Origin of the sequence: Brevundimonas aurantiaca, from assembly GCF_904830995.1 — a bacterium.
GTDB lineage: Bacteria > Pseudomonadota > Alphaproteobacteria > Caulobacterales > Caulobacteraceae > Brevundimonas > Brevundimonas aurantiaca.
Genome location: NZ_CAJGVD010000001.1, coordinates 2,600,734 through 2,624,098, shown reverse-complemented (window position 1 = coordinate 2,624,098; position 23,365 = coordinate 2,600,734). Strand labels below are relative to the sequence as shown.

The following is a 23,365-nucleotide window of genomic DNA, read 5'->3' as shown; positions in this document are numbered from 1 at the left end:
CAGGGACGGCGCCGTCTCCTCAGAACCCGGCTTTCGGCTCCTCAGAACCTGCCTTTGTCGAGAAGGCGGCGCGGGCGGTCGCCCTGTAGCGGCTCGGAGCGCAGCCCTCGACCGCGCGGAAGGCCCGGTTGAAACTGGCCAGGGAGGCGAAGCCGCTGTCCAGGGCGACGGCGATCAGCTTGTCTTCGGCGTGCGACGGCGCGCTCAGCCGCCGCCGCGCCTCGGCCACCCGATAATGGTTCAGGAAGCTGCGGAAATGGTCATGGCCCAGTTCGTGGTTGATCAGGGTCCGCACGGCCCGCTCCGACGCCCCCATGCGGGCCACAAAGGCGGCGAAGGTCAGTTCGGGATCCAGAAAGACCCGTTCGCCCTCCATCAGATCGGTCAGACGGCGATGAAGGGCCGCATCCCTTACCCCCGGGTCGGGCGCTTCGGCCGGCGCCCGCTCGGCGTTCGTCACGCCGAAGGTCAGGGCCTCGGGCCGCACGGTCAGCAGCCGCCCGGCCAGCCAAAGGCCGAAGATCAGGATCATCAGATTTTGGCTCAGGGCGAAGGCCAGCGGCCGCCAGTCGAAGCCGAACAGCAGGTCGGCCGACAGATCGACGAACAACATCCCGCCCAGCCCGACTGCGGTCAGGACGCGGGCGTCGTGCCTCTGCTGGATCAGGTCGTCCTCCCGTTCGGCCAGAAGCCGCCAGACCAGATGGCCGACGATGGCGAACCCCAGCGGCAACAGCAGCCGCGACCATTCCCACTGTCCCAGGGCCGCACCGAACAGGCCCCGATCCAGGGCGGCGATCAGCCCCCAGATCAAGCCGACCACAAGGACCGGCCCCCGCACCCGGAACCGCCGGTCGAAACATGACAGACAGAACCACCACAGGAAGATGACCGTAAAGCCGCTCAGCACCCGAGCTGCGGCGCCGACCGGTCCGTCGGGTTTGAGCGTCAGGGGCGTATTGCCCAGGACGAAGCCCGTCAGACACAGGGCCAGGGGCGCCAACAGCAGGGCGGGCAGGCCGATCCGCCGCCATTGCCGCAGCAGCAGGGCGGCGGGCAAAAGCAGGGTCGACGCCGCCGCGGCCCGGACGGCGACGTCCAACTGGTCGATGATCATGGCCTTGCCTTGGGCCGATCGCTCGCCTCAGCGCCTCACTCGGCGCTCGGCCGCCGGTTCGGATCGACAGCGACCGACACGGGGGCGCCGACGCTGATGATGACGCCCTCATGGCCTTCCTTGGCGATGGAATAGGTGGCGGCGTCCTTCAGCAGCTGTTCCTCGCACTGGCGGTCGCCCGGACGGCCCAGGGCCTCGCAGCCGCGCTTGGCCGCATCGGTCCAGCCCAGGACCCGGCGCGTCGCCGCCTCGGCCCGTTTGATCGCCGCCTCGTCTTCTGCGGCGGCCTGGGCGATCAGGGCCTGACGCGCCCCCTGCTGATATTGCAGCTCGGCCTGGCCCGCCATCTTGCGCTCCCAGACCTTGTAATAGGGACAGCCGACCAGACCGCCGCCGATCACAAGAACCAGCAGCAGGAAGCTCACGATGACCGCGCTGGCGGTGATTCCCTGATTTTCCATGGTCTAGCCTCCCCCGAGTTCATCCAATCCTAATCGGCGCCCGTGGCTTTCGCCAGCCACGGCGTCACCTTCTCGACCAGCCCCTTCGTCGGGCGACGCGGCCGTCCGTCCAGATGGATGCAGACCGCCGTCACCTCGGCCCGGCACAGCACCTCGCCCCCGCGCTCCACCGTCTGTCGAATGATCAGCCGCGGCCCCCGGATCGCCTCATACTGGGTCCGCACCACCAGGGCGTCGTCGATCCGCGCCGGCTTCAGATAGCGGATGTTCAGCTCGGCCACGACGAAGGCCAGGGGTTGATCCTCCTCCAGCAGGTCGGCGTGCCCCACCCCGACGGCGCGCAGAAAGTCGGACCGCCCCCGCTCGAAATAGCGGACATAGTTGGCGTGATAGACCAGGCCGGTGAAGTCGGTGTCCTCATAATAGACCCGCACCGGCAGCAGGTGGTCGCGCCCGTCGAAACGGCCCGCCGTCGGAAGATCGCTTGGAAGATCGGTCATGTCCCCAGCCTAACGCTGGGCGGCGGCGTCAGGAAGCCGGGGCAATAGCGTCGGCGCATCTCGCGGAACTCGGTCGGCAGGGGATCGTCGCTGAACAGGATGCGGTTGGGCACGGAGATGAAACCCACCGCCGCCCCGCCCCTGGACCGGCCCACATAGCCGCAGACGGCCCGCTTCTCGCCCGCCTCGGCGTAGCGCAGCTCGGCTCCGGGCCCCAGCTGTTCGCCGATCTGGCGCACGACCCGATGCGACGGCGTCTCGGGCGGCGCAATCCGCGACCGGTGGGTCATCATCCACAGTCCCGCCCCGGCCGCCGCCAGCGCCGCCGCGACGAACAGGGCGGCGACCGCACGGGAAGAGGACGGAAAGACCCAGGCCCGCCCCATGTCTCAGCCCGCCGTCGCGGCCTCGATGAAGTTCAGCGGCGTGTCCGCCGGTGGCAGGCAGCTGCGATCCACCGGCGCCGATGGATCGCGCAGGAAGTCGCGCGCCATCTTGCGGGTGCAGGGGCTGGCGTTGATGACGCCGTGGGTCGCATTGGTCACGATCACCACCTGGCTGTTGGAGTAGCCCTTGGCCGCCGCCTCGGTCAGGGGCGGCGGGCAGCCCGGATCGATCTCGGCGGCGACGAACAGGGTCGGGACGTCGGTCTGGACCGGCAGGTTCTCGATCGGCAGCGCGGGCCGTTCCCCTACCGCCGCGCAGACGTCGAACAGCCGCGACAGCGAGGGGACCAGCACCTCGGCGACCGGATCGCCTGCGGCGCCCGCCGCCAGCCGCGCCTTGGATTCGAACGGCAGTTCTTCCTTGCACAGATGGGCCATGTGCTGACCCTCGAAATAATAGGTCCGGTCCTCGGCGATCTCTGCGACCGGGCTCAGGTCCCCGGCGATGATCTTCTCCAGATCGGCCGGCAGGCTGCGCACGCCCCGCGCGCTGTAGGTGGTGTCCATCAGAAAGGCCGACAGGTCGTCGACGGTGAAGGTCTTACCGTCCTTGCCCGTCACGGGGCCGGCCAGCCATTTGCGCGCCTCGGCCTCGAACCGCGCCTGAAGGTCCGGATGGCGCGCCGCGCAGTCCGCCTGGGCCTGGCATTTGCCCAGGATGATCTTGACCGCCGTCGACACCTGTTCCGGGGTTCCAACCGCCCAGTTGCCCTCGGGCGGCCAGGGGCTGTCCATCACGGCGGCGCGGACGATCTGAGGCTGGTGGGTGATGACCGCCGCCTCGATGCGCGGGCCGTAGGAGCCGCCCCACAGGTCGATCTTCGACAGGCCCAGGGCCTGGACCATGTCCTTGACGTCGGCGGCGGTGGCGGCGGCGTTGTACTGGTTCAGATCGACGCCTTGGGCCTGATACCCCTTCAGACAGGCGATCAGTCCGTCGCGATCCGCATCCGACGGCGGCCCCGCATCGGTCAGCTGCACCCCCGGACAGTCCATCGACGGGGCGCCGGCCCCGCCGCCGCGCTGATCGAACAGGATCACGTCCTGATCCACCGCAAAGGCTTCCGGATTGCGACGCAGGGCCGTCAGCATCCGCCCGGCCCCGCCGACCATGGCCCCGCCCGGCCCGCCGTGGAACATCACCACCGTCGGCAGGGCCTGACCCGAGGCGTCCCTATAGGGGGCGGCGGCCTTGATGATGACCAGGGCCAGGTCGATGCGCCGGTCGCTGCCCGTCCCGTCGCGCGCCTCGTCCACCGTCAGGCTTCCGCACCTCACCTGGCGCACCTCGGTCGGCCAATCGGCCGGACAGGCCTTTTCGGTGAAGACGGGGGCGGCTGCTTTCGCAGGCGGCGCCAGACTGGTCAGGCCGGCCGCAAACGCCACTAAGGCCAGGGTGCGCAGGATCATGGGTCGAGGGCTCCGGTTCGTCCCAGCAAACCCCCGCCCGCCTCGCTTGGCAACGCCTATCGACGATCAGGCCGCGTGTTTCTTGCGCGCCGCCTCGGTCAGGGTCTGGGCCATCCGCTCCTTCCAGTCTTCGCCCTCTTCGGCGAAGGCGCGAATGGTGTCGGCAGGCAGTTTCAGACCGACTTCGCGCTCGGCGACGATCTGGGCGTAAAGCTCAGGCAAGGCTTCCCGCAAAGGCCGCGCCCTGGCGAAATCCTCATCCGTCCACTCCGGATTCTGGGGATCGTCGATCTCGCCATCCTCATAGTCGTTCGGATCGAGGCTGAATTCGGGATCAGCCATAGCGTCGGACCTCCTTGACGTTCGCGCGCCGCAGACTGATGGCCCTTATTACGCCGTCGCGGACGGTGAAGGCCAGCATATGCAGCCGTCCGTCCAACATACCATAGGCGCGCCAGCGTGGCTCGCCGTAATCCTGACGGTCATCCACCAGCACATAAGCGGTGCGGAGATCGATTTCGCTGGCGCGCGCCAAAGACAGCCCGTGTTTCTCGCGGTTGATCCCATCCTTGCCCGGATCGAAGGCGATCGTCATTCAAACAGGTCGCCCGGCACGGGTCCGGCGCTCGGGTTCGGCGGCGGGGTCAGCCCCAGGTGGGCATAGGCCTTGGCGCAGGCCATGCGGCCGCGCGGGGTGCGCATGATGAAGCCCTGTTGCAGCAGATAGGGTTCGATCACGTCCTCGACCGCGTCGCGCGCCTCGGCGATGGCCGCCGCCAAGGTGTCCATTCCCACCGGCCCGCCGCCGTAGTTTTCGATCAGGGCCTTCAGGAACCGCCGGTCCAGACTGTCCAGCCCGGCCTCGTCCACCTCCAGCCGCGCCAGGGCCCGCGCCGCCACCAACTTCGAGATGGTCTCCGCCCCTTCGGCCGAGGCGAAGTCGCGCACCCGGCGCAGCAGCCGCCCGGCGATCCGGGGCGTGCCCCGCGCGCGAGAGGCGATCTCGCGCGCCCCGCCCTCGTCGATCCCGGCGCCCATCTTGCGCGCCGTGCCGCGCACCACCGCCGTCAGTTCGTCGGGGGTATAGAACTCCAGCCTCAGCGGAATGCCGAACCGGTCCCGCAGCGGCGTGGCCAGGAGGCCCGCCCGGGTCGTGGCTCCCACCAGGGTGAAGGGCGCCAGGTCGATCCGCACCGACCGCGCCGACGGCCCCTCGCCGATGATCAGGTCCAGCACATGGTCCTCCATGGCCGGATACAGGATCTCCTCGACCTGGGGGCTTAAGCGGTGGATTTCGTCGATGAACAGGACGTCGCGCGGCTCCAGATTGGTCAGGATCGCCGCCAGGTCGCCCGCCTTGGCCAGGATCGGTCCGGACGTGGCCCGAAAGCCCACCCCCAGCTCGCGCGCCACGATCTGCGCCAAAGTCGTCTTGCCCAGACCGGGCGGGCCGAACAGCAGCACATGATCCAGGGCCTCGGCCCGGCCGCGCGCGGCGTCGATGAAGACCTTCAGATTGCCCTTGGCCTGAGACTGACCGACGAACTCCGCCAGGGTCTGGGGCCGCAGGGCGCGGTCGAAAGCTTCGCCCGTTTCGGCCTCGGGGGAGATGATGCGCGTCATAATTGGCTCGAGTGACGAGTGGCGAGTGGCGAGTGGCGAGAAAGCCTCCCCGCTTTCGGCCCATCATCGGCAAAAGCGGCGTACAGTCCGGTGAGGCCACACGACAGCGCTCGCCACTCGCCACTCGCCACTCGCCACTCCCTTCCAATCACCGCCCCAGCTCCTGCAGGGCCGCGCGGATCACCGCCGACAGTTCGGCCTCTTCGCCCAAACGGATCAACGCCTGATCCACGGCGCGGCGCGCATTGACCTCGGCGACGCCCAGCCCGAGCAGGGCCGACACGGCCTCGCCGGTGATGGACGGAACCGGCGGTGCGATCTCGACGTGCATGCCGGGTGCGGCCGGCGCAAAGCTGACGTCACCCACTATACTGCTTAGGGGCTTACCCTTCAGCTCGGTGACGATCCGCAGCGCCAGTTTCGGCCCCACGCCGTTGGCCCGCGCCACCGCCGCCTTGTCTTCGCGCGCCACAGCCGACGCCAGTTCGCCGGGCGGCAACACGTCCAGCACCGCCAGGGCCGCCTTGGGCCCCACGCCCTGAATGGCCAGCAGGGTCGTGAAGGCCCGCCGCTCGTCGCGGGTCAGGAATCCGTACAGGCGCGGGCCCGCGTCCTCGCTCCACTGCGAATGGACATGCAGGGTCGTCTCGTCCCCCGGCGCCGGCAGCCGGCCCAGGGTCCGCGCCCCGCACGACACTACATAGCCCACCCCGCCGCAGTCGATCAGGCAGTCCGCCTCCCCGACCTCGGCCAGCACGCCTCTCAACCGCCCGATCACGCCGCCCCCCGGTGCATGGCTTCCAGCAAGGACCGTTTCCTCAGTTGCGCATGGGTGATCGCCACGGCCAGGGCGTCGGCGGCGTCCGCCTTCACATCCCCGGCTGTCGGCAGCAGTCGTTTGACCATGAAGCCGATCTGGCCCTTGTCGGCGTGGCCGGCGCCCACCACGGCCTTCTTGATCAGGTTCGGCGAATATTCCGCGACCCTTAAGCCCCTTTGGGCCGGCGCCAGCATGACCGCCGCCCGCGCATGGCCCAGCTTCAGGGTCGAGGACGGGTTGACGTTGACGAACACCTCCTCCACCGCCGCCTCCTCGCAGCCGTGGTCGGCCAAGATGGTCCCCAGCGCTTCGAACAGGAACAGCAGACGTTCGGAAAAGGGCGCGGCCTCGGGCGGGGCCACCACCCCGTGCGCCACCCAGCGCAGGCGCGCGCCGTCGGCTGTGATCACACCCCAGCCGGTGCGCCGCAGACCGGGGTCCAGGCCGATGATTCTGACTGTTTCGTTCGCCATCCGTTCCCCTCATGCCGCAAAGAGGGTTAGCGGGCAATGAACAGCTTCAGAAACCCGGCCGGATCGACCTCAGCCGTGGGCCTCCACATAGGCGTCCGGATCCTTGTTGACCGGCTTCACCCCGGTGATGTGTTCGGCCTCGAAGGCGGCGAACCGGACCGCCAGGTCGTGGCGCAGGGCCACGTCGGCGTTCAGGCGGAAGTCGGTCAGGCCCTGCCGCTCCTCCTCGCCCATATGTTTGGAGTTGACCACATTGGCCCGGCCCACCGCCGCGAACCAGTCCGGACTGCCGACCGGATGCCGTTCCACCGCCTTGACCGCATCGCGCAGCTTGTTGTGGTCCTCGATGGCGTCTTCGGTCTCGCCCTCCACCGTCCCGTCGTCGGCGTCGTTGGCGCCTTCGCCCAGCTTGATCAGGTCAGGATAGAAGAACCGCTCCTCGGCCTCGGCATGGACGTCCAGAAAGGCCGACAGCCTCAGCCAGACCGCGCTCAGGGCGTCCACGTCCTTCGGGTCGATCTGTTCGATGATCGAGAACAGGCGGCGCTGTTCGGCGTGGTCGTCCAAGATCAGCTGGGTGATGTCCATCGGGTCTGCATCCTTCGACCAGAGCGTCGCCGGGCATGGCGGGTCTGACGGTCCACCGGCTAATCCGCGCGGCCCGCTACGGTTCCCGCCCCGCTCAGCCGTCGCGCGGATTCAGCCGGTAGGCGGCGACGCCCGGCGCGGCGCACAACAGGCCGGCCAGCCGCTCCAGCTCATCGTCCGTCGCCGCCTTCAGCCGCCAGGATCGCCGGATTCGGCGCCCGTCATGGATCAGCTCCAGCCGCCCGGAATGGGCCTGGGGGTCGATGGCGCGAATGGCCGCCTGGACCTGATCCTCCGGCGACGGCGCCGCCCGGTCCCAGGCCACGACCACATCCACCACCTTGCGGTCGGGCAGGCGCAGGTCGATCAGCCGCAGCCCGCCCAGGATCAGGGCCGTCACCCCGGTCCCCAGGGCGCCCAGGCCGTAAAGCCCCGCCCCGAACAGCAGCCCTATGGCCGAGGTGATCCACAGGGAGGCGGCGGTGGTCAGGCCGTGCACTGAAAACCCGGTGCGGAAGATCACCCCGGCGCACAGAAAGCCGATGCCGGTCAGCACCCCATGGGCCATCCGCGTCGGATCGGTGACGATGTTCTCATCGGGCAGGGCGCGAAAGGCCCAGTCGGCCTGACGCATGGCCGCCAGCATCAGAAGGGCCGAGGCCAGACTGACCAGGATGTGGGTTCTGAACCCGGCCGCGCGGCCGCGCCATTCGCGCTCCAGCCCGATCGTCCCGCCGGCGACGACCGCCCCGAGGATCGGCCAGAGCGCGCCGTTCAACAGGTCGCTCATCATGCCGATCAAGCGACGGGAGCGCCCGAATGTTCCGGGCGCGTCCTATTTCGGACGATCAGCCGACGATGGCCTGAAGCTGGGCGGCGGCGTCGGCGATGCTGGGACGGCCGCCCCGGCCCCGACGGGCGGCGTCCAGGGCGGCGGCCGACATGGCGGCCTCGGCCCGCACGCTTTCCAGATCTTCGCGCAGGGCGCTGATCTGCTGGTTCAGGGTCTGGACGCGCTTCTCATGCTCGTCCTGGGCCGCGCTCAGCTTGGCCTGCAGCTTGACCATCCGGTCCTCGGCCCGGGCGATGGCCTTGTCGTGGCCGGCGGCCGCCTTGGCCAGGGCGTCGGCGCGGTCCACGGCCGCCACGCGGGCGACCTCCATGGCGGCCTGACGCTGACGCGCCTCCTCGATCTCGCTCTCCAGGGCGCGCACCCGCTCCACGGCGCGGTCCAGATTGATCTGCAGCGTGTCCGCCCGGCGCTCGGCCGCATGGCCCCCGGTCTGAAGTTCGCCCAGCCGCGAGGTCAGTTCGCTGTTCAGCACCTCCAGGCCGTTGGCCCGGGCCGTGGCCGTGTCCAGGCGCGCGGTCAGGGAGGCGGCCTCGGCGCGGGCGGCCTCGACCTGGCTTTCCAGAGTGCGGATGGCGCGGGCGGCCTCGGCCTGTTCGGAGGCGGCGCGGGCGCGTTCGGTCGCCAGCTGGCCCTCGCCGGTCGCTGCGGCCCGCGCCAGGGCGGCCACCTCGGTCCCCACCTCGTCCACGCGGCGGCGCAGCACGGTGTTCTCTTCCAGCACCAGGGCGTGGTCGCGCTGGATCTGGGCGCGGGCGGCCTCCAGCTCGGACCGCGCCGTCTCGGCCTGGGTCAGCTGGATGCGCAGCGACTCCTGGTCCTGCTCCAGTTCGCGAATGCGCTGGACGGCGGCGCGATCGACCGCCTCGAAGCCTTCGATCCGGGTGGCGGACTGGGCCAGGTCGGCGCGCAGACGGCCGATCTCGACCCGGGCCTCCTGCAGATTGGCCGCGCTCTCGGCGCCGCGCGCCTCCAGATCGTCCACCTTGGCCTCGGCCTCCGCCAGGGCCTCGGACAGGCGGCGGACCTCGGCGTTGGCCAGACCCAGCTGCCGGGCCGCCTCGTCATGGGCGTTGCGCAGATTGACCAGTTCGACGTGGTTGTCGCGCCGCGACCGGAACTCGGCCTCCAGCGGATCGCGCAGCTGACCCAGCAGGGTCTCGAAGGTCCCGAACCGCTGGGCCATTTCGGCCAGCTGATCCAGACTGTCCTGGATGGTTTCGAACCGTTCGCCGATCAGGCCGGCGACGTCCTGCTCCTCCGCCCGGGAGGCGAGGGCGGAGGCGGGCGCGGCCGGGGCCTCATTGCTCTGGGCCTTGCCGCCGCGGGACAGAACCCGGTCTATTCTGGTCAACTTCATGATCGCGCCCCTCCGTCTTCGCTCCGGCGAGCCGGCTCGACCCCTGGTCGAATCAGCCGCGCCCCAAGCGTTGACGAAAGGTTAAGCGCGAGGCGCGCCCAAGTCGAGACCCGCGTTCGCCGATCAGCCGGCGTATTTCGCCGCATCCTCGTCGGAAATATCCTCATTGGAATAGACGGCGGACACGTCGTCCTCGGCGTCCAGGGCGTCCAGCAGTTTGAACAGGGTTCCGACCGCCTCGCCCGTCACCGTCACCTCCGACTGGGGCTTCCAGACGATGGCGGTGGACTTGGGGTCGCCCAGCACCTTGGACATGGCCTCGGCCACCTCGTTCAGGTCCTCGAAGGCGGTCCAGATGGTGTGGCCCGGCGCGTCCTCATAGATGTCCGGCTTGACCAGATCGCTCTCGACGTCCTGGGCGCCGGCCTCGATGGCGGCCTCCATCACGGCGTCCTCGGTGCCCGCCTCGGCCGGATAGACGATCTTGCCCACCTTGTCCCACATGAAGGCGACCGAGTTCATCTCGCCCAGGGCGCCGCCGTTCTTCTTGAAGGCCGTGCCGATGTTGGACGCCGCGCGGTTGCGGTTGTCGGTCAGGGCTTCCACGATGATGCCGACGCCGCCGGGGCCCCGGCCCTCGTAGCGGACCTCTTCCATCGTATCGACGTCGCCGCCCGAGGCCTTGTTGATCGCCCGCTGGATCACGTCCTTGGGCAGGCTTTCGGCCTTGGCGTTGTTGATGGCCAGGCGCAGGCGCGGATTGGCCGCCGGGTCCGGCAGGCCCGACTTGGCCGCCACGGTGATGTCGCGCGACAGTTTGGAGAACAGCTTGGAGCGCTGCGCGTCCGCGCGCCCCTTGCGGTGCATGATGTTCTTGAATTTCGAGTGGCCGGCCATGGGGATCGTCTTCGACAGTCTGAAACCTGAGCCGCGCCTCCTAGCCGATGCGCGGCAGGCTGTCACGATGCGGCGGCGGACGAAGAAGCGCAGTGGAACCTCAACCATTTGGGGGTATTGATCCCTCAAGCCGATAAGGAACCCCCGATGAACGCGACCGACATCTATGAAGCCGAGGGCCGCGCCGACGACGACCTGCACGAGGCCGACATCGTCGAATGGTACGAGACCCGCCCCGTCACCGTCCCCGCCGCCGTCGCCGCCGGCTCCATCATCGCCGCCTTCACCCTGGGCGCCCTGACCGCCGTCGGCGTTCTGTTCCTGACGGGACAGCTGGACGACTGAAGTCAGCCTCTCCGCCAATCCCGGCGAAAGCCGGGACCAGCCCTTTCGGCGCGCAGCAACGCTCCCGCCGTGATCCTCGGGCTCGACCGACGCTCAAGGCTCCACGCGAAACGCCTTTACCCGGCAGTCCTCGCAATCCTCCGCCCGCACGATCAGGGTGTTGGTCCCTTCCAGAAAGGACAGGGCCGGCATCGTCGCCTGGCCCCAGCCGTCGCCCGCCGGAAGATCGACCGGCGTCGCCGCGCCGCCGTTCAGCGACACCGACACCCGGCCGCCGGTTCCGACCACCGTAAGCGCCCGCGTCCCGGCCGTTTCCGCCGTCACGGTATAGCGCAGCCACTCCCCCGTCTCGAACTCGGCCACGACCGGCTCGCCCTCGACCACGGCGATGTCCACCCCGTCGTTCCTGAAGGTCCGGCCGGTGTTCCACCAGGGCACGCGCTCACCCGGCCCGTCGATGTCGGAATCATAGACGTCCGACCAGGCCGCGCCCGCCCGGCCCAGGTCATAGTCCGCCGCCCGGATCGTCGCCCCCGACGTCCCGATGCGGTGATCGGCAAAGGGGACCGCCGCGTCCGAATGGGGCCGGCGCAGCAGGGCGTCGACCACGTCGCGATGTTTGACGGTGTTCTCGAACCGGACGTCCTGGGTCGCCAGCCGCATCAGGGTCGCCTCCGCCTCCGCCGCCGACGGCCGCTCTCCCTTGCCGGTCCAATAGGCGACCAGCCGAGCCCAGCCGGGATTGGGTTTGATCTCCAGCGGCTGGTTGAAGCCGATCTTCTTCAGCGGCCAGAAGGCCCAGCCGATCCCCTCGCCCTCGACCAGGGCCACGGTCTGCGTGAACCAGGTGTTGGAGTTCTCGCCGGATTCGCCCAGCCACAGCGGCGCGCCGGTCTCCTCTCTCAACCGCAGCATCTCGGCGATCGAGGCCCGGTCAGTCGCGTTCCAATATTTGTGGAAGCTGATGACCGTATTGTCGTCCCACAGAGGCGTGACGCCGCGATAGTTGTTGCCCCAGCAGTTCCCCTCGATGACGATCATGTGCCGCTGATCGACCTCGCGGATCGCCGCTGTGATCTCCATCATCAGCGACCGCAGCGGGACGTTGGCCGTCTGCTCGCAGCCGTGGCCGCCGCCGGGCTTTTCGAAATCCCAGTTGGGTTCGTTGATCAGGTCATAGGCGCCGATGGCCGGCTCGTCCGCATAGCGTTCGGCCAGCCGCCGCCACAGGGCCACGGTCTTCCTGCGGTTCTCCGCGCTGTCCCACAGCGACGGCTTTGCCGGATCCCGGTCCGATATGGCCAGGTCGCTCCCCTGCCCGCCCGGCGCGGCGTGCAGGTCCAGGATCAGGTACATCCCATTGGCCTTGACCCAGGCCAGCAGGGCGTCGATCTCGGCGAAGCCCTCCTCCTTCCAGGTGTCCCGCCCCGCGACCGGCTCCTGATCCACCGGCAGGGTCAGCCGGTCGTAATGCATCGGCAGCCGCACCGAGTTGAATCCCCACCGTCCCATGGCGTCGATGTCGGCCTTGGTCGTATGGTTGGCGCGCCAGGCGGCGTAGAAGGCTTCGGTCTTCTCCTCGCCGATCAGATCGGCGATCCGCCCCCGGATGACATGCTGCTGACCCAGGGCGCCGAGCTGAAGCATATAGCCTTCCTGAAGCACCCAGCCGCCCAGACCCATGCCGCGCAGAATGACCGGCGCCCCCGTCTCATCGACGATCCGCGTCCCCTCCGCCCTCAAAAACCCGCCCGTCTGCGCCGCCGTCTGGGCCGCCGCGCCGCCGGCGCAAAGCACCGCGCTCGCGGCCAAGGCCGCGATCCATCCCGTCCTCATGGCGTTCCTCCACGCGCTTTTATGGGAACGTTCTCACGCGCAGGGCCGATTGGCTAGGGCGGGGGCCTCAGATTGGCGCCGTGCCTTGTCCGAGATGAGGCGATGGCAGACGGCCCCTCAGAGCCCAAGGAAAACCGTCGACTCCTCTCAAACCGCGCGATAACGCTCCAAAAAGGTCAGGGCTCCTACCGTCAACGAGGGTATGTTCACTGCGGCCGATATGCTCTGATTCAGAGGTTCATACACATCGACGAAGGCGTTCCAGTCGGGCCCTTCGACCTCCCAGCGCGTGACGGATCCGGTGTGTCTATTGGTATTCGAACCACTCTGCCGAATGTGGGCGTAATAGCCGGCGCCGGGCGTCGGGGTCCATGTCTCCAAATTCCCGACCATCTCTTTTGGATGCGCCGCTGAGACTTCACCGATATCCAGCGCTGTACCATCCTTGTCGAAGCAGACAATGAAGGGACTAAGTTCGTCGCCGTCGCGCGGCTTGTGGTGAAGCAGAATGAGCTTCTGAAGAGCCAGAACGGCCTCATACGGGTTCAGCATCTGATGACGTCTCCTTGATCCTCACCTCCATTTGGTGATCCTTTCGGCAACCAGCAAGCGAGAAGATCGACAAAGGCTCGCCGCTTCCGGCATGAGCTCGGCCGTATATTCTCAGCTTCAAAGACGGGCGGCTTTGGTGGCGCACCAGTCCCACATCAGGCGACCCGAAGCTTAGGGCCGTCGTGTCGCCTAGCGCCCAGCCTGCGGCTCGCCCGCCGCCGCCCGAACGCGGTCGGCAATGGCGTTGGCCCTTTCGTTCAGCGCGCCCTGGGCGCCCTCAGCCACCGTTGGCGAGATCAGGAAGACGGCCAGGCCCTGGCGCGGATAAAGCGAGATCCAGGACGAGGTGTTGAAGGTGCCGCCGCCATGGTACAGCTGCCCCTCGGTTTCGGGTCTGTAGGTGTTCCAGAAATAGGCGCGGCCGAAGTCGCCGTCCTGAAACAGGGGCGTCGTCGCCTGGGCAGGGATCGGGTCCCGCCGGTCGAAATAGAGGGCGAGATATCGCCCCATGTCGGCGGTCGTGGCGACCAGGCCGCCGGCCCCGTCGCAGGTTTCGGCGGCCCGGTCGCGCACCGCCAGACGCGCGGGATCCTCGACCGCAGCGCCGCATCGAACGTCGATCCCCCCGTCGCGGGTCTGAAGGAACCGCCGCACCAGTTCGGGATAGGGGGCGCCGTAGACTCCTTCCAGAATCAGGCCGATCAGCCGGGCGCCGGCGTTGCTGTACAGATAGGTGTCGCCGGGATCGGACCGCAGCTCGACCGCGTTCAGCCGCCTCAGAAAATCCCGATCGTCATGGGCCGCCAGACAGGCGATGCGGGCCGGATCGGCTGGCTGGTCTTCGCACGCCAGAAGCATCGGCAGGCCCGACATGTGGGTGGCCAGATGACGGACGGTGACGGGCTTGCCGTTGCGGGTCAGCCGCGAGGGATCGACCTGCGGCAGATAGAGGGCGGCCGGCGCGTCCAACGCGACCTTGCCGTCGCGCACCGCCTGGGCCAGCAGCAGGCCGGTAAAGGTCTTGGTCAGGGAGCCGATCTCATAAAGGGTTTGGTCGTCCGGCGCCCGCCCGGACGGCGATCGGCCGTAGTGGAAGGTATGGACCCGCCCCTGATAGACCACGGCGCCCGACACGGACTGATAGCGCCCATCCGCCATCAGCGGCGTCACCTCCGCGGCGGCCGCCGCCAGGATCGCCGCTTCGCCCAAGATCGCCGTCCCCTGTGAGGGCTCCGTCGCCGCGCTCTGGACAGGCTGGGCCGAACAGGCGGCGAGCGGCGTCCAGACGGCGACGCAGGCCAGCGCAAGGGCGCCGGCCGAACCGACAGGAAGGCGAAACGTCATGCTGGCTGCTCCGATAGGCCCCCAGTCCACCACGCCGCCCCGCGCGGGGCCAATGAAGCTTCGGTAATACGACCTGTCAGCGCGGCCTCACCCCGCCCTCAGATTCTCCACCACCGCCCTCAGTTTCGCCGGCAGGGGCTTGGGCCGGCGGGTTTCGGCGTCGACATAGACGTGGACGAAATGGCCGACGGCGGCGGGGATGTCGACGCTGCGCTTGAACACCGCAAAGCCGTAGGTGACGCTGGAGGTGCCGATCCGGTCGACCTTGATCCCGACCTCGATCACATCGGGAAACTTCAGCGCCGAGGTGTATCGGCAGCCGCTGTCCACCACCAGGCCGATGGACTCGTTCAGGGCGTCGGCGATCAGCAGATGGGCGTTCACCGCCGAGTCCACGAACTCGTAGAATTTGGCGTTGTTGATATGGCCGTACTGGTCGTTGTCGGCCCAGCGGGTCGAGACCATGTGAAAGGCGCGATAGGTCGCGCGTTCGGCCAGGGGGCCCAGGTCCTGTTTCGGCATCGTCGTCATCCTCCCCGGCGATCGTCCGTGTCGCCGTCCAGGTGACGCTCGGGCTTGGACGACGCGGCGTCAAGCGCCTATCGGTAGGCGGACGATCACAAGCGCTCAAGCGGCTGACGACCGCGTCCTCGGCGATAGCGCAAGGAGAAGCTTGACTATGAGCATCACGACCCGCGCGGCCGTTTTGTCGAGGAGCGACGCCGCCCTTCCCTACGCCGACAGCCGCCCCCTGTCGCTCGAGACGGTGACGCTCGACCCGCCCGGCTCCGGCGAGGTGCGGGTCGCCGTCAAGGCCGCCGGCCTGTGCCACTCGGACCTCAGCGTCATCAACGGCGACCGTCCCCGCCCCCTGCCCATGGCCCTGGGGCATGAGGCCGCAGGCGTGGTCGAGGCCCTGGGCGAAGGGGTGACGGATCTCGCCGTCGGCGATCATGTCGTCATGGTCTTTATGCCGTCCTGCGGCCATTGCGACCCGTGCGCCGGCGGCCGTCCCGCCCTGTGCGAGCCGGGCGCCGCCGCCAACGGCCGGGGCGAGCTTCTGTCCGGCGCCCGCCGCCTCTTTCGCGAAGGCGAGCCGGTCAACCACCACCTGGGCTGCTCCGCCTTCGCCGAACGGGCCGTGGTGTCGCGCCGGTCCCTGGTGAAGATCGACCCGGAGCTGTCGTTCGAAGAGGCGGCCCTGTTCGGCTGCGCCGTCCTGACCGGGGTCGGCGCCGTGGTGAACACCGCCGGGGTCAAGGCGGGCCAGAGCGTCGTCGTCGTCGGCCTGGGCGGCGTGGGCCTGGCCAGCGTCCTGGGCGCCCTGGCCTGCGGCGCCTCGCCCGTCGTCGCCGTGGATCTGTCGGAAGAGAAACTGGCCCTGGCCCGCACCCTGGGGCCCGTCCACACCGTCCAAGCCGCCGATCACGGCGCCGTCGACCAGGTCCGCGCCCTGACCCACGGCGGCGCCGACTTCGCCTTCGAAATGGCCGGCTCGGCCCGCGCCCTGGAGAACGCCTGGAAGATGACCCGGCGCGGCGGAACCACCGTCACCGCCGGCCTGCCCCCGCCCGAGGCGGCGCTCGCCGTCAACATCGTCTCCCTGGTCGGGGAGGAACGCACCCTGAAGGGCTCCTACATCGGAACCTGCGTCCCCAGCCGCGACATCCCCCGCTATGTCGCCCTCTACCGCCAGGGCCGCCTGCCGGTGGACCGGCTGATGAGCGGCGTCATCCCGCTGGACGAGATCAACGCCGGCTTCGACCGGCTTCACGCCGGGGAGGTGGTGCGGCTGATCGTTCGCCCGTGAAGAGACGGTAATTCCGGCGCCCGTTTTCCGCCGCAAAGCCGAGCGCCAATCCCGGCCCAAGCTTCAGCGGAGATTACCATGCGCCTGTCCCGCCCGTCCTTGGCCGCCGCCATGTCGGCCGTCGTCCTCGCCTTCGCCGCCCCGGCCTTCGCCCAGGACGCCCCATCCGACAACGCCCGGGGGCAGGACAATGCCGAAATGGCGGCCATCTTCGCCGCCGACCAGGCCGTCCGCCAGAACATCGACCCCCAGAAGTTTCGCGACCGCGCCTTCGTCGAGCAGATGCACGCCGCCGACGCCGCCCGGCGCGTTCAGACCCGCGCCCTGCTGGACGCCGGGGCGCTGAAGACCGGCGCCGACTATCGCGCCGCCGCCTTCGTCTTCCAGCACGGCTCGACGCCCGAGGACTATCTGCTGGCCCACAGCCTGGCCGTCGCAGCGGTGGCCAAGGGCGATGCGGACGCCGCCTGGATCGCCGCCGCCACCCTGGACCGCTATCTGCAGATGACGGACAAGCCCCAGATCTACGGCACCCAGACCCGCAAGACCCGCGACGCCCCGGCGACCCTCGAACCCTACGACCGCGCCCTTGTCCCCGACAGCCTACGCGCGGTCTTCGGCGTCCCGCCCCAGGCGGAACAGGACGCCCGGCTCGCCGCCGTCAACGCCGCGACCGAAGCCGCGACGCCAAAGCCCTGATCGCTCAGTTCGCCGCCGGTTTCGGCGGCGCGTTCTTCACATACTGGTCCAGCCAACGGGTCATCTCCCACAGGGTATGGCCCACCGATTCCCGCGCCCGGTATCCGTGCGCCTCCAGCGGCAGGGTGACGTACCGCGCCGTCGCCCCCAGCCCCTTCAGCGCCGCATAGAAGCGTTCGGACTGGATCGGGAAGGTGCCGGAGTTGTCGTCGGCCTCGCCGTGGATCAGCAGGATCGGCTCATTCATCCGGTCGGCGTAGGTGAAGGGCGACATCTCCGTATAGACCTCGGTCGCCTCCCAATAGTTGCGCTGTTCCGACTGGAAGCCGAACGGGGTCAGGGTGCGGTTATAGGCGCCCGACCGCGCGATCCCGGTCCTGAACAGGTCGCTGTGAACCAGCAGGTTCGCCGTCATGAAGGCGCCGTAGCTGTGGCCCCCGACGGCGATCCGGTCGCGGTCCGCCACCCCCATGCCGACCACCGCATCGACCGCGGCCTGGGCGTCGGCGACCAGCTGCTGCACATAGGTGTCGTTCGGCTCGGCCCCGTCCTTGCCGATGATGGGCATGGAAGGATTGTCGAAGATCGCATAGCCCTGGGTCAGCAGGAACAGATGGCTGGACCCGCCCGGCCGCACGAACCGGTTCTGCACATCCACCGTCTGGCCCGCCACCGCCGCATCGGTGAACTCGGCCGGATAGGCCCACATCAGCATCGGCAGGGGCCCGTCGCGGTCTTTGTCGTAACCGGCCGGCAGATACAGGGTTCCCGACAGCTTGACCCCGTCGGCCCGCTCATAGGTCACCAGCTGCCGTGTCGCCCCGGCCAGCTGCGGCGCCGGATCGGGGAAGTTCGTCAGGGCCGTGGTCTGGCCCGTCGTCAGGTCGCGGATCTGCAGGTTCGGCGGATCCAGCCGCGTCTCGCGCTGGGTCACCACCCGCTTGCCGTCCGCATCCAGGAAGCCGACCACATATTCATAGTCGGTCTGGGCCGAGGTCCACAGGCGCCGGCTCTCGCCCGTCGCCGGGTCCAGGGCGGCCAGGAAGGGGAATTCGCCCTGGGGCGTGGCGCCCGCCCCCTGCATCAGGATCTTGCCGTCGGGGGTGAAGCGGATCACCGACCGGCCTGCCGCATTCGGCTGGGTCACCGGCTGGCCCGGATTGTCGTAGCGCGCCTGATAGTTCCGCTCCAGCAGCAGCCGCCCCGCGCCGGGATTGGACGGATCAACCAGGAAGCGGCTCTCATGCCGGGTGTTGAACCAGCGGCTGTTGACCACAGCCAGATCGTCCCGGCCCCAGACGATCCCGGCGTACCGCTCCTTCAGGTCGATCAGCTTGACCGGCTCGGCCGTGAAGGGGGCGGCCTGCATGAAGACCCGGTCGCGGAACTCGGCCTCGCGGCGGATGTCCCCGCCGTCCAGGGCCTCGACCCAGGTCAGGGTCGCCGGCGCATCGGCGCGCCAGCCGACCGAACGCGGCCCCGGCGCCACGGCGTCGAAGGCGGTCGGCACGTCGTCGCGCAGCGGCAGGTCGGCCACCCGGCGCACCTCCCGGCCGGCCATGTCCGTCACCACGATCTCGGTCGGGAACAGGCCCGCCGGCACGGCGTAGGAATAGGGCCGTTTGGCGATCTCGTGCAGAATGTATTTCCCGTCGGGCGACAGCGAGGCGTCCAGATAGACGGCCGGGGCGCCGATCGTCCGTGCACGGCCGTTCAGCGGAACCAGGGTCAGCTGGCTGGTGAAATAGTGGTCGAACAGGGCCTCGTCGCCCGGATTGGACAAGAGGTCCTGATAGGTCCGGACCGGCGCCGCACGCCCGGCCGTCTCCTCGATGTTAGGCCCGGTCGGTGCCGCCGTCACGTCCGGCGCAGCCCCCCGCCCGGCCGGAACCGCCTCGACCAGCAGGCCCGAACTGTCCGGCAGCCAGTCATAGCCGGCCCCGCCCGTCATATTGACCACCGGCTCGGTCAGCTTGCGCGCCTGCGCGCTCGCCACGTCTACGACCCACAGCTCCAGCCCCGTCGGCCGGTCCATGACGAAGGCCAGGTGTTTCGCATCGGGCGAGAAGCGCGCCCCCGTGAACCGCGCCCCCGCCGGCAGGGCCACGACCCGGGGCGATCCTCCGTCCACGGCCTGAAGCGTCAGCCCCGTCAGCCACGAGACCCGGCTCTCGGCCGGCCCGTTGTTGCGCGGATTGATCCGCGACCCCGCCAGCCGCAGCATCGGCTCGGCCAGGGCCTGGATGCTGGGCAGGTTCGACCGGTCCATCAGGACCAGGGTCTTGCGGTCCGGGCTCAGCATCGACGACGGCGTAGGCTTGGCGTCCAGAATGTCCGCGATCGGCTGGGGCGGTTGCTGATAGACCATCGGCCCGGCGGCCGGCGCCGCGCTTTGGGCCAGGGCCGCGCCCGCCGCCCCGCTCATCAACACCGTCGCCAGCAAAAGCCCGGCGCCGCGAATCCGCATCATCATCGTCTGAACTCCCCACAGGTCTGGGCACCAGACTAACGACGCCCCAAAGACGGCGGCAAGCCGTTTCGACGTTACACTGTCACAATCGCGTCCCCGAGGCGCGATCCCGCCCCCGCCCACGAAAAACGGCGGCTCGCGCAGAGCCGCCGTTTCTCCGTTCGATCGTAAGGACGGATCAGAACCGCATCGTCATCGTGGCGCTGTAGGTCTGATAGTCCAGATCCTCACGGTCGATCATGGAGGCGGCCTTCAGGACCACGCCGAACCGGTCGCCCTGGATCGCCACCGTCCCGCCCGCCTCGGCCCATTCCTGGTCCTGGGCGGCGCCGGTGAAGACGCCGCGGAAGGCGTCGGCCGCAACAAAGCCGGCCTCGACCGAGCGGTCGTCGCCGGCCAGTTCATGCACCCAGCGCAGGTCCAGGGCGGGGGTGATCGTCCAGCGCCGGACCTTGGTCTGGCCGCCGATGCGCAGGCCGAGGTGATGCTGAAGGGACTCGAACGACTGGTCCGCGACCGCCAGGGCGGCCGCCCCGCCGGTCTCGCTGTAGCCGTCCAGATCGACCGAATAGGCGTCCACCCCGATATTCGGCTGGAACTTCAACGGGCCGCTCTTCAGGTTGAAGCCCAGTTCAGCCCCGCCGCTGACCACCGTCCCGTCGGTTTCGCCCTTGGCGCGGAAGGCGGCGCCTCCGACCGTCGCGGTCCTTTCGGTGTCCAGATCCGCGACCGCATAGCCCAGTTTGGCCCCGACATAGGCGCCGTGGGACAGATCCAGCGCCCCGTACAGATTGGCCTGGAGCTGGCGGCTGTCGGTCTTGCTGACCCCTTCGGCGAAGTCGGATTCCCCCTCGGCATAGGCCAGGCCGGCCCCCAGGGTCAGGGCGTCCACAGTCCGCTCCAGCCCCCCGACCACATACCAGGCGTTCTGGTCGTCGCTGCGGCCGTCGCCCAGGGTTCCGCGCAGTTGGGCCGCCTCACCCTCTATGGCGCCGACGCCGAAATAGGCCGAGACGCCCGGCTTCCATCCGCTCCAGCGGGCCCGTTCCGCCTGGGCCTCGGCCTGGCGCACCGCCAGTGCGGCCGCCTCCGCCGTCGCCGCCGGGTTCAGCGCGGCCACCTGAACGCCCGAGCCGATCAGGGCCAGCCCTTCTGCGGCCGGCTGCGAACGGTCGCGCGTGATCCGTCCGTCCACCACCGCGCGCAGGGCCTCGGTCTGGGCGCTCATCAGGGTCACGCCGGAATGGGCGCCATAGGGCGACAGGCTTTCCAGCCCGGCGCCCAGAACCTCGCCTTCCAGCACGTCCGTCTGGGCGTAAACATCGCCCAGGGCGGCGTAGCGGGTGTCGCGGGCCGCGTCCAACAGGCCGCCGACGGTCCGCTGGGCGGGCGAGGCGGGATTGATGAAGTCCAGATAGGAGGCCGCCTTCATCTGCACGTCGACGGCGTTGGCCCTATAGTTCAGCACCGGATACAGAACCCCCGGCACGTCCGTCACCGAAGAGAACCGGCCCTGCACCCCGCCTTCGGCCGTCAGCACCGTATAGGTCCGGCCATACTGGGGGGCGCTGATCAGGCTCAACCCCAGAAGGCCGCCCAGCGACGCCGCGCCGGTCGTGTTCTCCAGGGCGTCGGCCCGCACCACCAAGCGATCGGCCCCGTCTCCGCCGATGTCGATGAACAGGCGCGAGCCGGACGCCAGCACCAGATCGCTGAGCAGGGTCAACTGCCCGACCTGACCCTGGCCGCCCGGCGCGATCGAACCCAGAACGGAGGTCAGGACAGTGGAATCCACCACCCCGGAACCGCTCAGCATCCCGCCGGCCAGCAGCATCTCATAGGTCGCCAGCGCCCCGTCCACATTCAGTCGGCCGCCCCAGACGCTGACGTCGTTTTCGGCGTACAGCATGCCGCTCTTGGCGATGTCCAGAACCGCGCCCGTCGCGCCCACCGTCAAACGATCGATGACGGCCTTCTGCTTCAGGGTCGTCACGCCCGCCGAGGTCAGATTGACGTCATAGAACAGCGGATTTTCACTGGCGCGGACGTCGCCGTTGACGTTGTAGGGTACGAAGTTGGTCGAGCCCGGCCCGCCGGGCAGGAGTTCGAACGACCGGGTCGCGCCCGGCGCCGTGCCGACGGCGGCCGCCTCGACCCCGCCGCCTTCGTCGCCGGCCGCGCCCGCCTCCGACCGCGACCGGCCCGAGGCCGCACCGACCAGCTCATGGACGTCAACGATCAGGGCGTTGTTGGCGTGCTGCTCGTCCGAGGAACGCCGGCTGCCGCCCTGGGCCAGCCGGTCCTCACGCGCGTGATTGTAATCGGCCAATTCCTTGGCCGAGGCGCAGTCGCCGCGCCAGCAGATGCTGCCCCATTCGCCGCCGCGCGAGCCCACGCCCTCGGAAGGGGTGTCGGGCAGGCCCGTCATCAGCTTCCCGTCCGGTCCGATGATCTTGTAATTGGGGTCCATCATCTGGACCCAGTGGGCGGGGTCGAACCAGTCGCCGTCCCCCCCTTGGCCGCCACATATTTGTAGGGGTTGTTGGCGACGATCCAGTCGGTGAACAGATAAAGGGGCTGATAGCCGGCCGTGGCGCCGTAGCTGCCGCGCGGCTGGTCGCGGAAATACCAGGAGTCCAGCGACAGGACGCCGGCGATCACGGGCGTGTCGAACGCCTGGTCCAGAATCAGCGGCCCGCCGGAATCGCCCGGCGCCGTCATCCCCTCTCGCGGCAGGGCCAGGTCGTCGCCGAAGACGTTGATGTCATAGACCGCCTTGCCCTTCGGGTCGTCGAAATCGACCATATAGAGGTTCTGGCTCAGACCGGCGACGTCTTCCTCGCCGTAGAACCACAGCGCAATATCGTCCAGCGAGGCCAGGGCGCCGATCATGTTCTCGGCCGCGCGGCGACGGAAGTCGATCCCCTGGACCTGGCCCAGGGAGCCGATGCCGCTGCGCCCATAGCCGCCGGTGGTGACATGGCGGTTCTCCGCCCCCGTCAGGGGGGAAAACAGCATGGCCCAGGTCGGCACGTTCTTGGCCGGAGAATCCAGCACCCCGATGGCCATATCCGCCTCATAGAAGCCGGCCTTGCGCACGTCCTGAAGCGACAGCGGATCATAAAAGACCCGGCTCATATTATAATGTTGATTCACATAGCTGGTGGCGTAGTCGCTGTTGAACCAGCCGCGCATGCCCGTAAATGCATTGCCCTTGAAGCCGACGCTGATCGGCGTCCCGCCCCCCAGCGAGCCGTAGTCGGTGGCCCGTCGCATATTGACGCAGTGGGCGGCGAACAGGACCGTGCGCGGATTGATCAGACTGCCGGTGCAGACCCCCACATAGCCGCCCCCCGTGTCGGTGATGACGGCGCCGATTCCGTTGACCGCATTCGGGTCCGCAAGGATAGGCGGTCGATTGGGATTGTAGTTGTCGTTCGGAACCTCGGCCAAAGCCGCGCCCCCCCACGCCATGAGGCCCAGGACAGACGCCGAGGCCATGAACAACTTGTGCGCGATATTTATCGGATATGCCATAATCATCCCCTCCAGATGAGGACGTTACCGTGACGCAATAAATCCTTGCTGCAATAGTCAAAATTGTCATTTTTTCGTCGCGATGTTTCAACGACACACACTTTCCTACACAACCTTAGCTGAGCAACAAAGCGGCGGCCTTAGTGCTGGCGGCCCCGTGTGGGGACTCGGCCGCGGGGCGACGACAGCCAGGGACGCATTGCGCCTTGGCGCCCACGCCTTCCCTG

The 23,365-nt window shown here is 68.8% G+C and carries 24 protein-coding genes; 3 read left to right on the top strand and 21 right to left on the bottom strand.

Going from position 1 to position 23,365, the window contains the following annotated elements:
• Positions 1-19: 19 nt before the first annotated feature.
• The 14 genes from JMT67_RS12865 to JMT67_RS12800 all read right to left on the bottom strand — a co-directional run bounded on the left by JMT67_RS12865 (position 20) and on the right by JMT67_RS12800 (position 10,545).
• Positions 20-1,117, bottom strand: a complete 1,098-nt coding sequence (locus tag JMT67_RS12865) for a helix-turn-helix domain-containing protein (protein ID WP_201463667.1) — start codon at positions 1,115-1,117, stop codon at positions 20-22.
• 35 nt (positions 1,118-1,152) lie between these two features.
• Positions 1,153-1,578 (bottom strand): hypothetical protein, encoded by a 426-nt coding sequence (locus JMT67_RS12860; RefSeq protein ID WP_054764710.1) that lies wholly within the window; start codon positions 1,576-1,578, stop codon positions 1,153-1,155.
• Positions 1,579-1,607: 29 nt separating this feature from the next.
• Positions 1,608-2,078, bottom strand: a complete 471-nt coding sequence (gene ybgC / locus JMT67_RS12855) for a tol-pal system-associated acyl-CoA thioesterase (protein ID WP_054764709.1) — start codon at positions 2,076-2,078, stop codon at positions 1,608-1,610.
• Positions 2,075-2,464, bottom strand: a complete 390-nt coding sequence (locus JMT67_RS12850) for a hypothetical protein (protein ID WP_201463666.1) — start codon at positions 2,462-2,464, stop codon at positions 2,075-2,077. Before JMT67_RS12850 ends, ybgC begins: the two co-directional genes overlap by 4 nt.
• 3 nt (positions 2,465-2,467) lie before the next feature.
• Entirely contained in the window at positions 2,468-3,934 is a 1,467-nt protein-coding gene (locus tag JMT67_RS12845) for an alpha/beta hydrolase (RefSeq protein ID WP_201463665.1), read from the bottom strand.
• 66 nt (positions 3,935-4,000) lie between these two features.
• The gene (locus tag JMT67_RS12840) at positions 4,001-4,276 is read right to left on the bottom strand and encodes a BrnA antitoxin family protein (RefSeq protein ID WP_054764706.1); all 276 of its coding nucleotides are present in this window, start codon (positions 4,274-4,276) and stop codon (positions 4,001-4,003) included.
• Positions 4,269-4,529 (bottom strand): BrnT family toxin, encoded by a 261-nt coding sequence (locus tag JMT67_RS12835; protein ID WP_054764705.1) that lies wholly within the window; start codon positions 4,527-4,529, stop codon positions 4,269-4,271. Before JMT67_RS12835 ends, JMT67_RS12840 begins: the two co-directional genes overlap by 8 nt.
• Entirely contained in the window at positions 4,526-5,557 is a 1,032-nt protein-coding gene (gene ruvB, locus JMT67_RS12830) for a Holliday junction branch migration DNA helicase RuvB (protein ID WP_054764704.1), read from the bottom strand. Before ruvB ends, JMT67_RS12835 begins: the two co-directional genes overlap by 4 nt.
• Before the next feature lie 148 nt (positions 5,558-5,705).
• Entirely contained in the window at positions 5,706-6,335 is a 630-nt protein-coding gene (gene ruvA, locus JMT67_RS12825; protein WP_054766827.1) for a Holliday junction branch migration protein RuvA, read from the bottom strand.
• A complete protein-coding gene (gene ruvC / locus JMT67_RS12820; RefSeq protein WP_191555016.1) occupies positions 6,332-6,850 on the bottom strand; it encodes a crossover junction endodeoxyribonuclease RuvC in 519 nt (172 codons plus the stop codon). Before ruvC ends, ruvA begins: the two co-directional genes overlap by 4 nt.
• Positions 6,851-6,919: 69 nt before the next feature.
• Positions 6,920-7,438: a hemerythrin domain-containing protein gene (locus JMT67_RS12815; RefSeq protein ID WP_191555015.1), complete on the bottom strand. Its 519-nt coding sequence runs from the start codon at positions 7,436-7,438 to the stop codon at positions 6,920-6,922.
• A gap of 94 nt (positions 7,439-7,532) precedes the next feature.
• The gene (locus JMT67_RS12810) at positions 7,533-8,228 is read right to left on the bottom strand and encodes an MgtC/SapB family protein (protein ID WP_407645739.1); all 696 of its coding nucleotides are present in this window, start codon (positions 8,226-8,228) and stop codon (positions 7,533-7,535) included.
• Positions 8,229-8,286: 58 nt separating this feature from the next.
• Entirely contained in the window at positions 8,287-9,648 is a 1,362-nt protein-coding gene (locus tag JMT67_RS12805; protein ID WP_201463663.1) for a hypothetical protein, read from the bottom strand.
• Between the two features lie 123 nt (positions 9,649-9,771).
• Positions 9,772-10,545 (bottom strand): YebC/PmpR family DNA-binding transcriptional regulator, encoded by a 774-nt coding sequence (locus JMT67_RS12800; RefSeq protein ID WP_054764700.1) that lies wholly within the window; start codon positions 10,543-10,545, stop codon positions 9,772-9,774.
• A 147-nt stretch (positions 10,546-10,692) separates the two neighbouring features.
• Between JMT67_RS12800 and JMT67_RS12795 the strand changes: the two genes are divergently transcribed.
• Entirely contained in the window at positions 10,693-10,890 is a 198-nt protein-coding gene (locus JMT67_RS12795) for a hypothetical protein (protein WP_152949480.1), read from the top strand.
• 93 nt (positions 10,891-10,983) lie between these two features.
• Here JMT67_RS12795 and JMT67_RS12790 read toward each other — a convergent pair whose 3' ends face one another.
• From JMT67_RS12790 to JMT67_RS12775, 4 genes are all read right to left on the bottom strand, one after another.
• Positions 10,984-12,726, bottom strand: coding sequence for a cellulase family glycosylhydrolase (locus JMT67_RS12790; protein WP_201463662.1), 1,743 nt, complete (start codon positions 12,724-12,726; stop codon positions 10,984-10,986).
• A gap of 147 nt (positions 12,727-12,873) precedes the next feature.
• Positions 12,874-13,278, bottom strand: a complete 405-nt coding sequence (locus JMT67_RS12785) for a hypothetical protein (RefSeq protein WP_182714879.1) — start codon at positions 13,276-13,278, stop codon at positions 12,874-12,876.
• Positions 13,279-13,467: 189 nt separating this feature from the next.
• Positions 13,468-14,622, bottom strand: a complete 1,155-nt coding sequence (locus tag JMT67_RS12780; protein WP_201463661.1) for a serine hydrolase domain-containing protein — start codon at positions 14,620-14,622, stop codon at positions 13,468-13,470.
• An 87-nt stretch (positions 14,623-14,709) separates the two neighbouring features.
• Positions 14,710-15,144, bottom strand: a complete 435-nt coding sequence (locus JMT67_RS12775) for an acyl-CoA thioesterase (RefSeq protein ID WP_201463660.1) — start codon at positions 15,142-15,144, stop codon at positions 14,710-14,712.
• A 157-nt stretch (positions 15,145-15,301) separates the two neighbouring features.
• Here JMT67_RS12775 and JMT67_RS12770 point away from each other — a divergent pair, with 157 nt between their 5' ends.
• Positions 15,302-16,432 carry a zinc-dependent alcohol dehydrogenase family protein gene (locus JMT67_RS12770; RefSeq protein ID WP_201463659.1) on the top strand — a complete coding sequence of 377 codons (1,131 nt, stop codon included), beginning with the start codon at positions 15,302-15,304 and terminating at the stop codon, positions 16,430-16,432.
• A 78-nt stretch (positions 16,433-16,510) separates the two neighbouring features.
• Positions 16,511-17,131: a hypothetical protein gene (locus tag JMT67_RS12765; RefSeq protein WP_191558743.1), complete on the top strand. Its 621-nt coding sequence runs from the start codon at positions 16,511-16,513 to the stop codon at positions 17,129-17,131.
• 4 nt (positions 17,132-17,135) lie between these two features.
• Here the strand turns inward: JMT67_RS12765 and JMT67_RS12760 are convergent, their stop codons facing one another.
• The 3 genes from JMT67_RS12760 to JMT67_RS12750 all read right to left on the bottom strand — a co-directional run bounded on the left by JMT67_RS12760 (position 17,136) and on the right by JMT67_RS12750 (position 23,102).
• Complete coding sequence (locus tag JMT67_RS12760; RefSeq protein WP_201463658.1) at positions 17,136-19,604, bottom strand: S9 family peptidase; 2,469 nt, start codon at positions 19,602-19,604, stop codon at positions 17,136-17,138.
• 175 nt (positions 19,605-19,779) lie between these two features.
• Positions 19,780-22,074: an autotransporter outer membrane beta-barrel domain-containing protein gene (locus JMT67_RS12755; RefSeq protein WP_201463657.1), complete on the bottom strand. Its 2,295-nt coding sequence runs from the start codon at positions 22,072-22,074 to the stop codon at positions 19,780-19,782.
• Entirely contained in the window at positions 22,071-23,102 is a 1,032-nt protein-coding gene (locus JMT67_RS12750) for a trypsin-like serine protease (RefSeq protein ID WP_201463656.1), read from the bottom strand. The genes JMT67_RS12755 and JMT67_RS12750 overlap by 4 nt, the downstream gene beginning before the upstream one ends.
• Positions 23,103-23,365 lie beyond the last annotated feature (263 nt).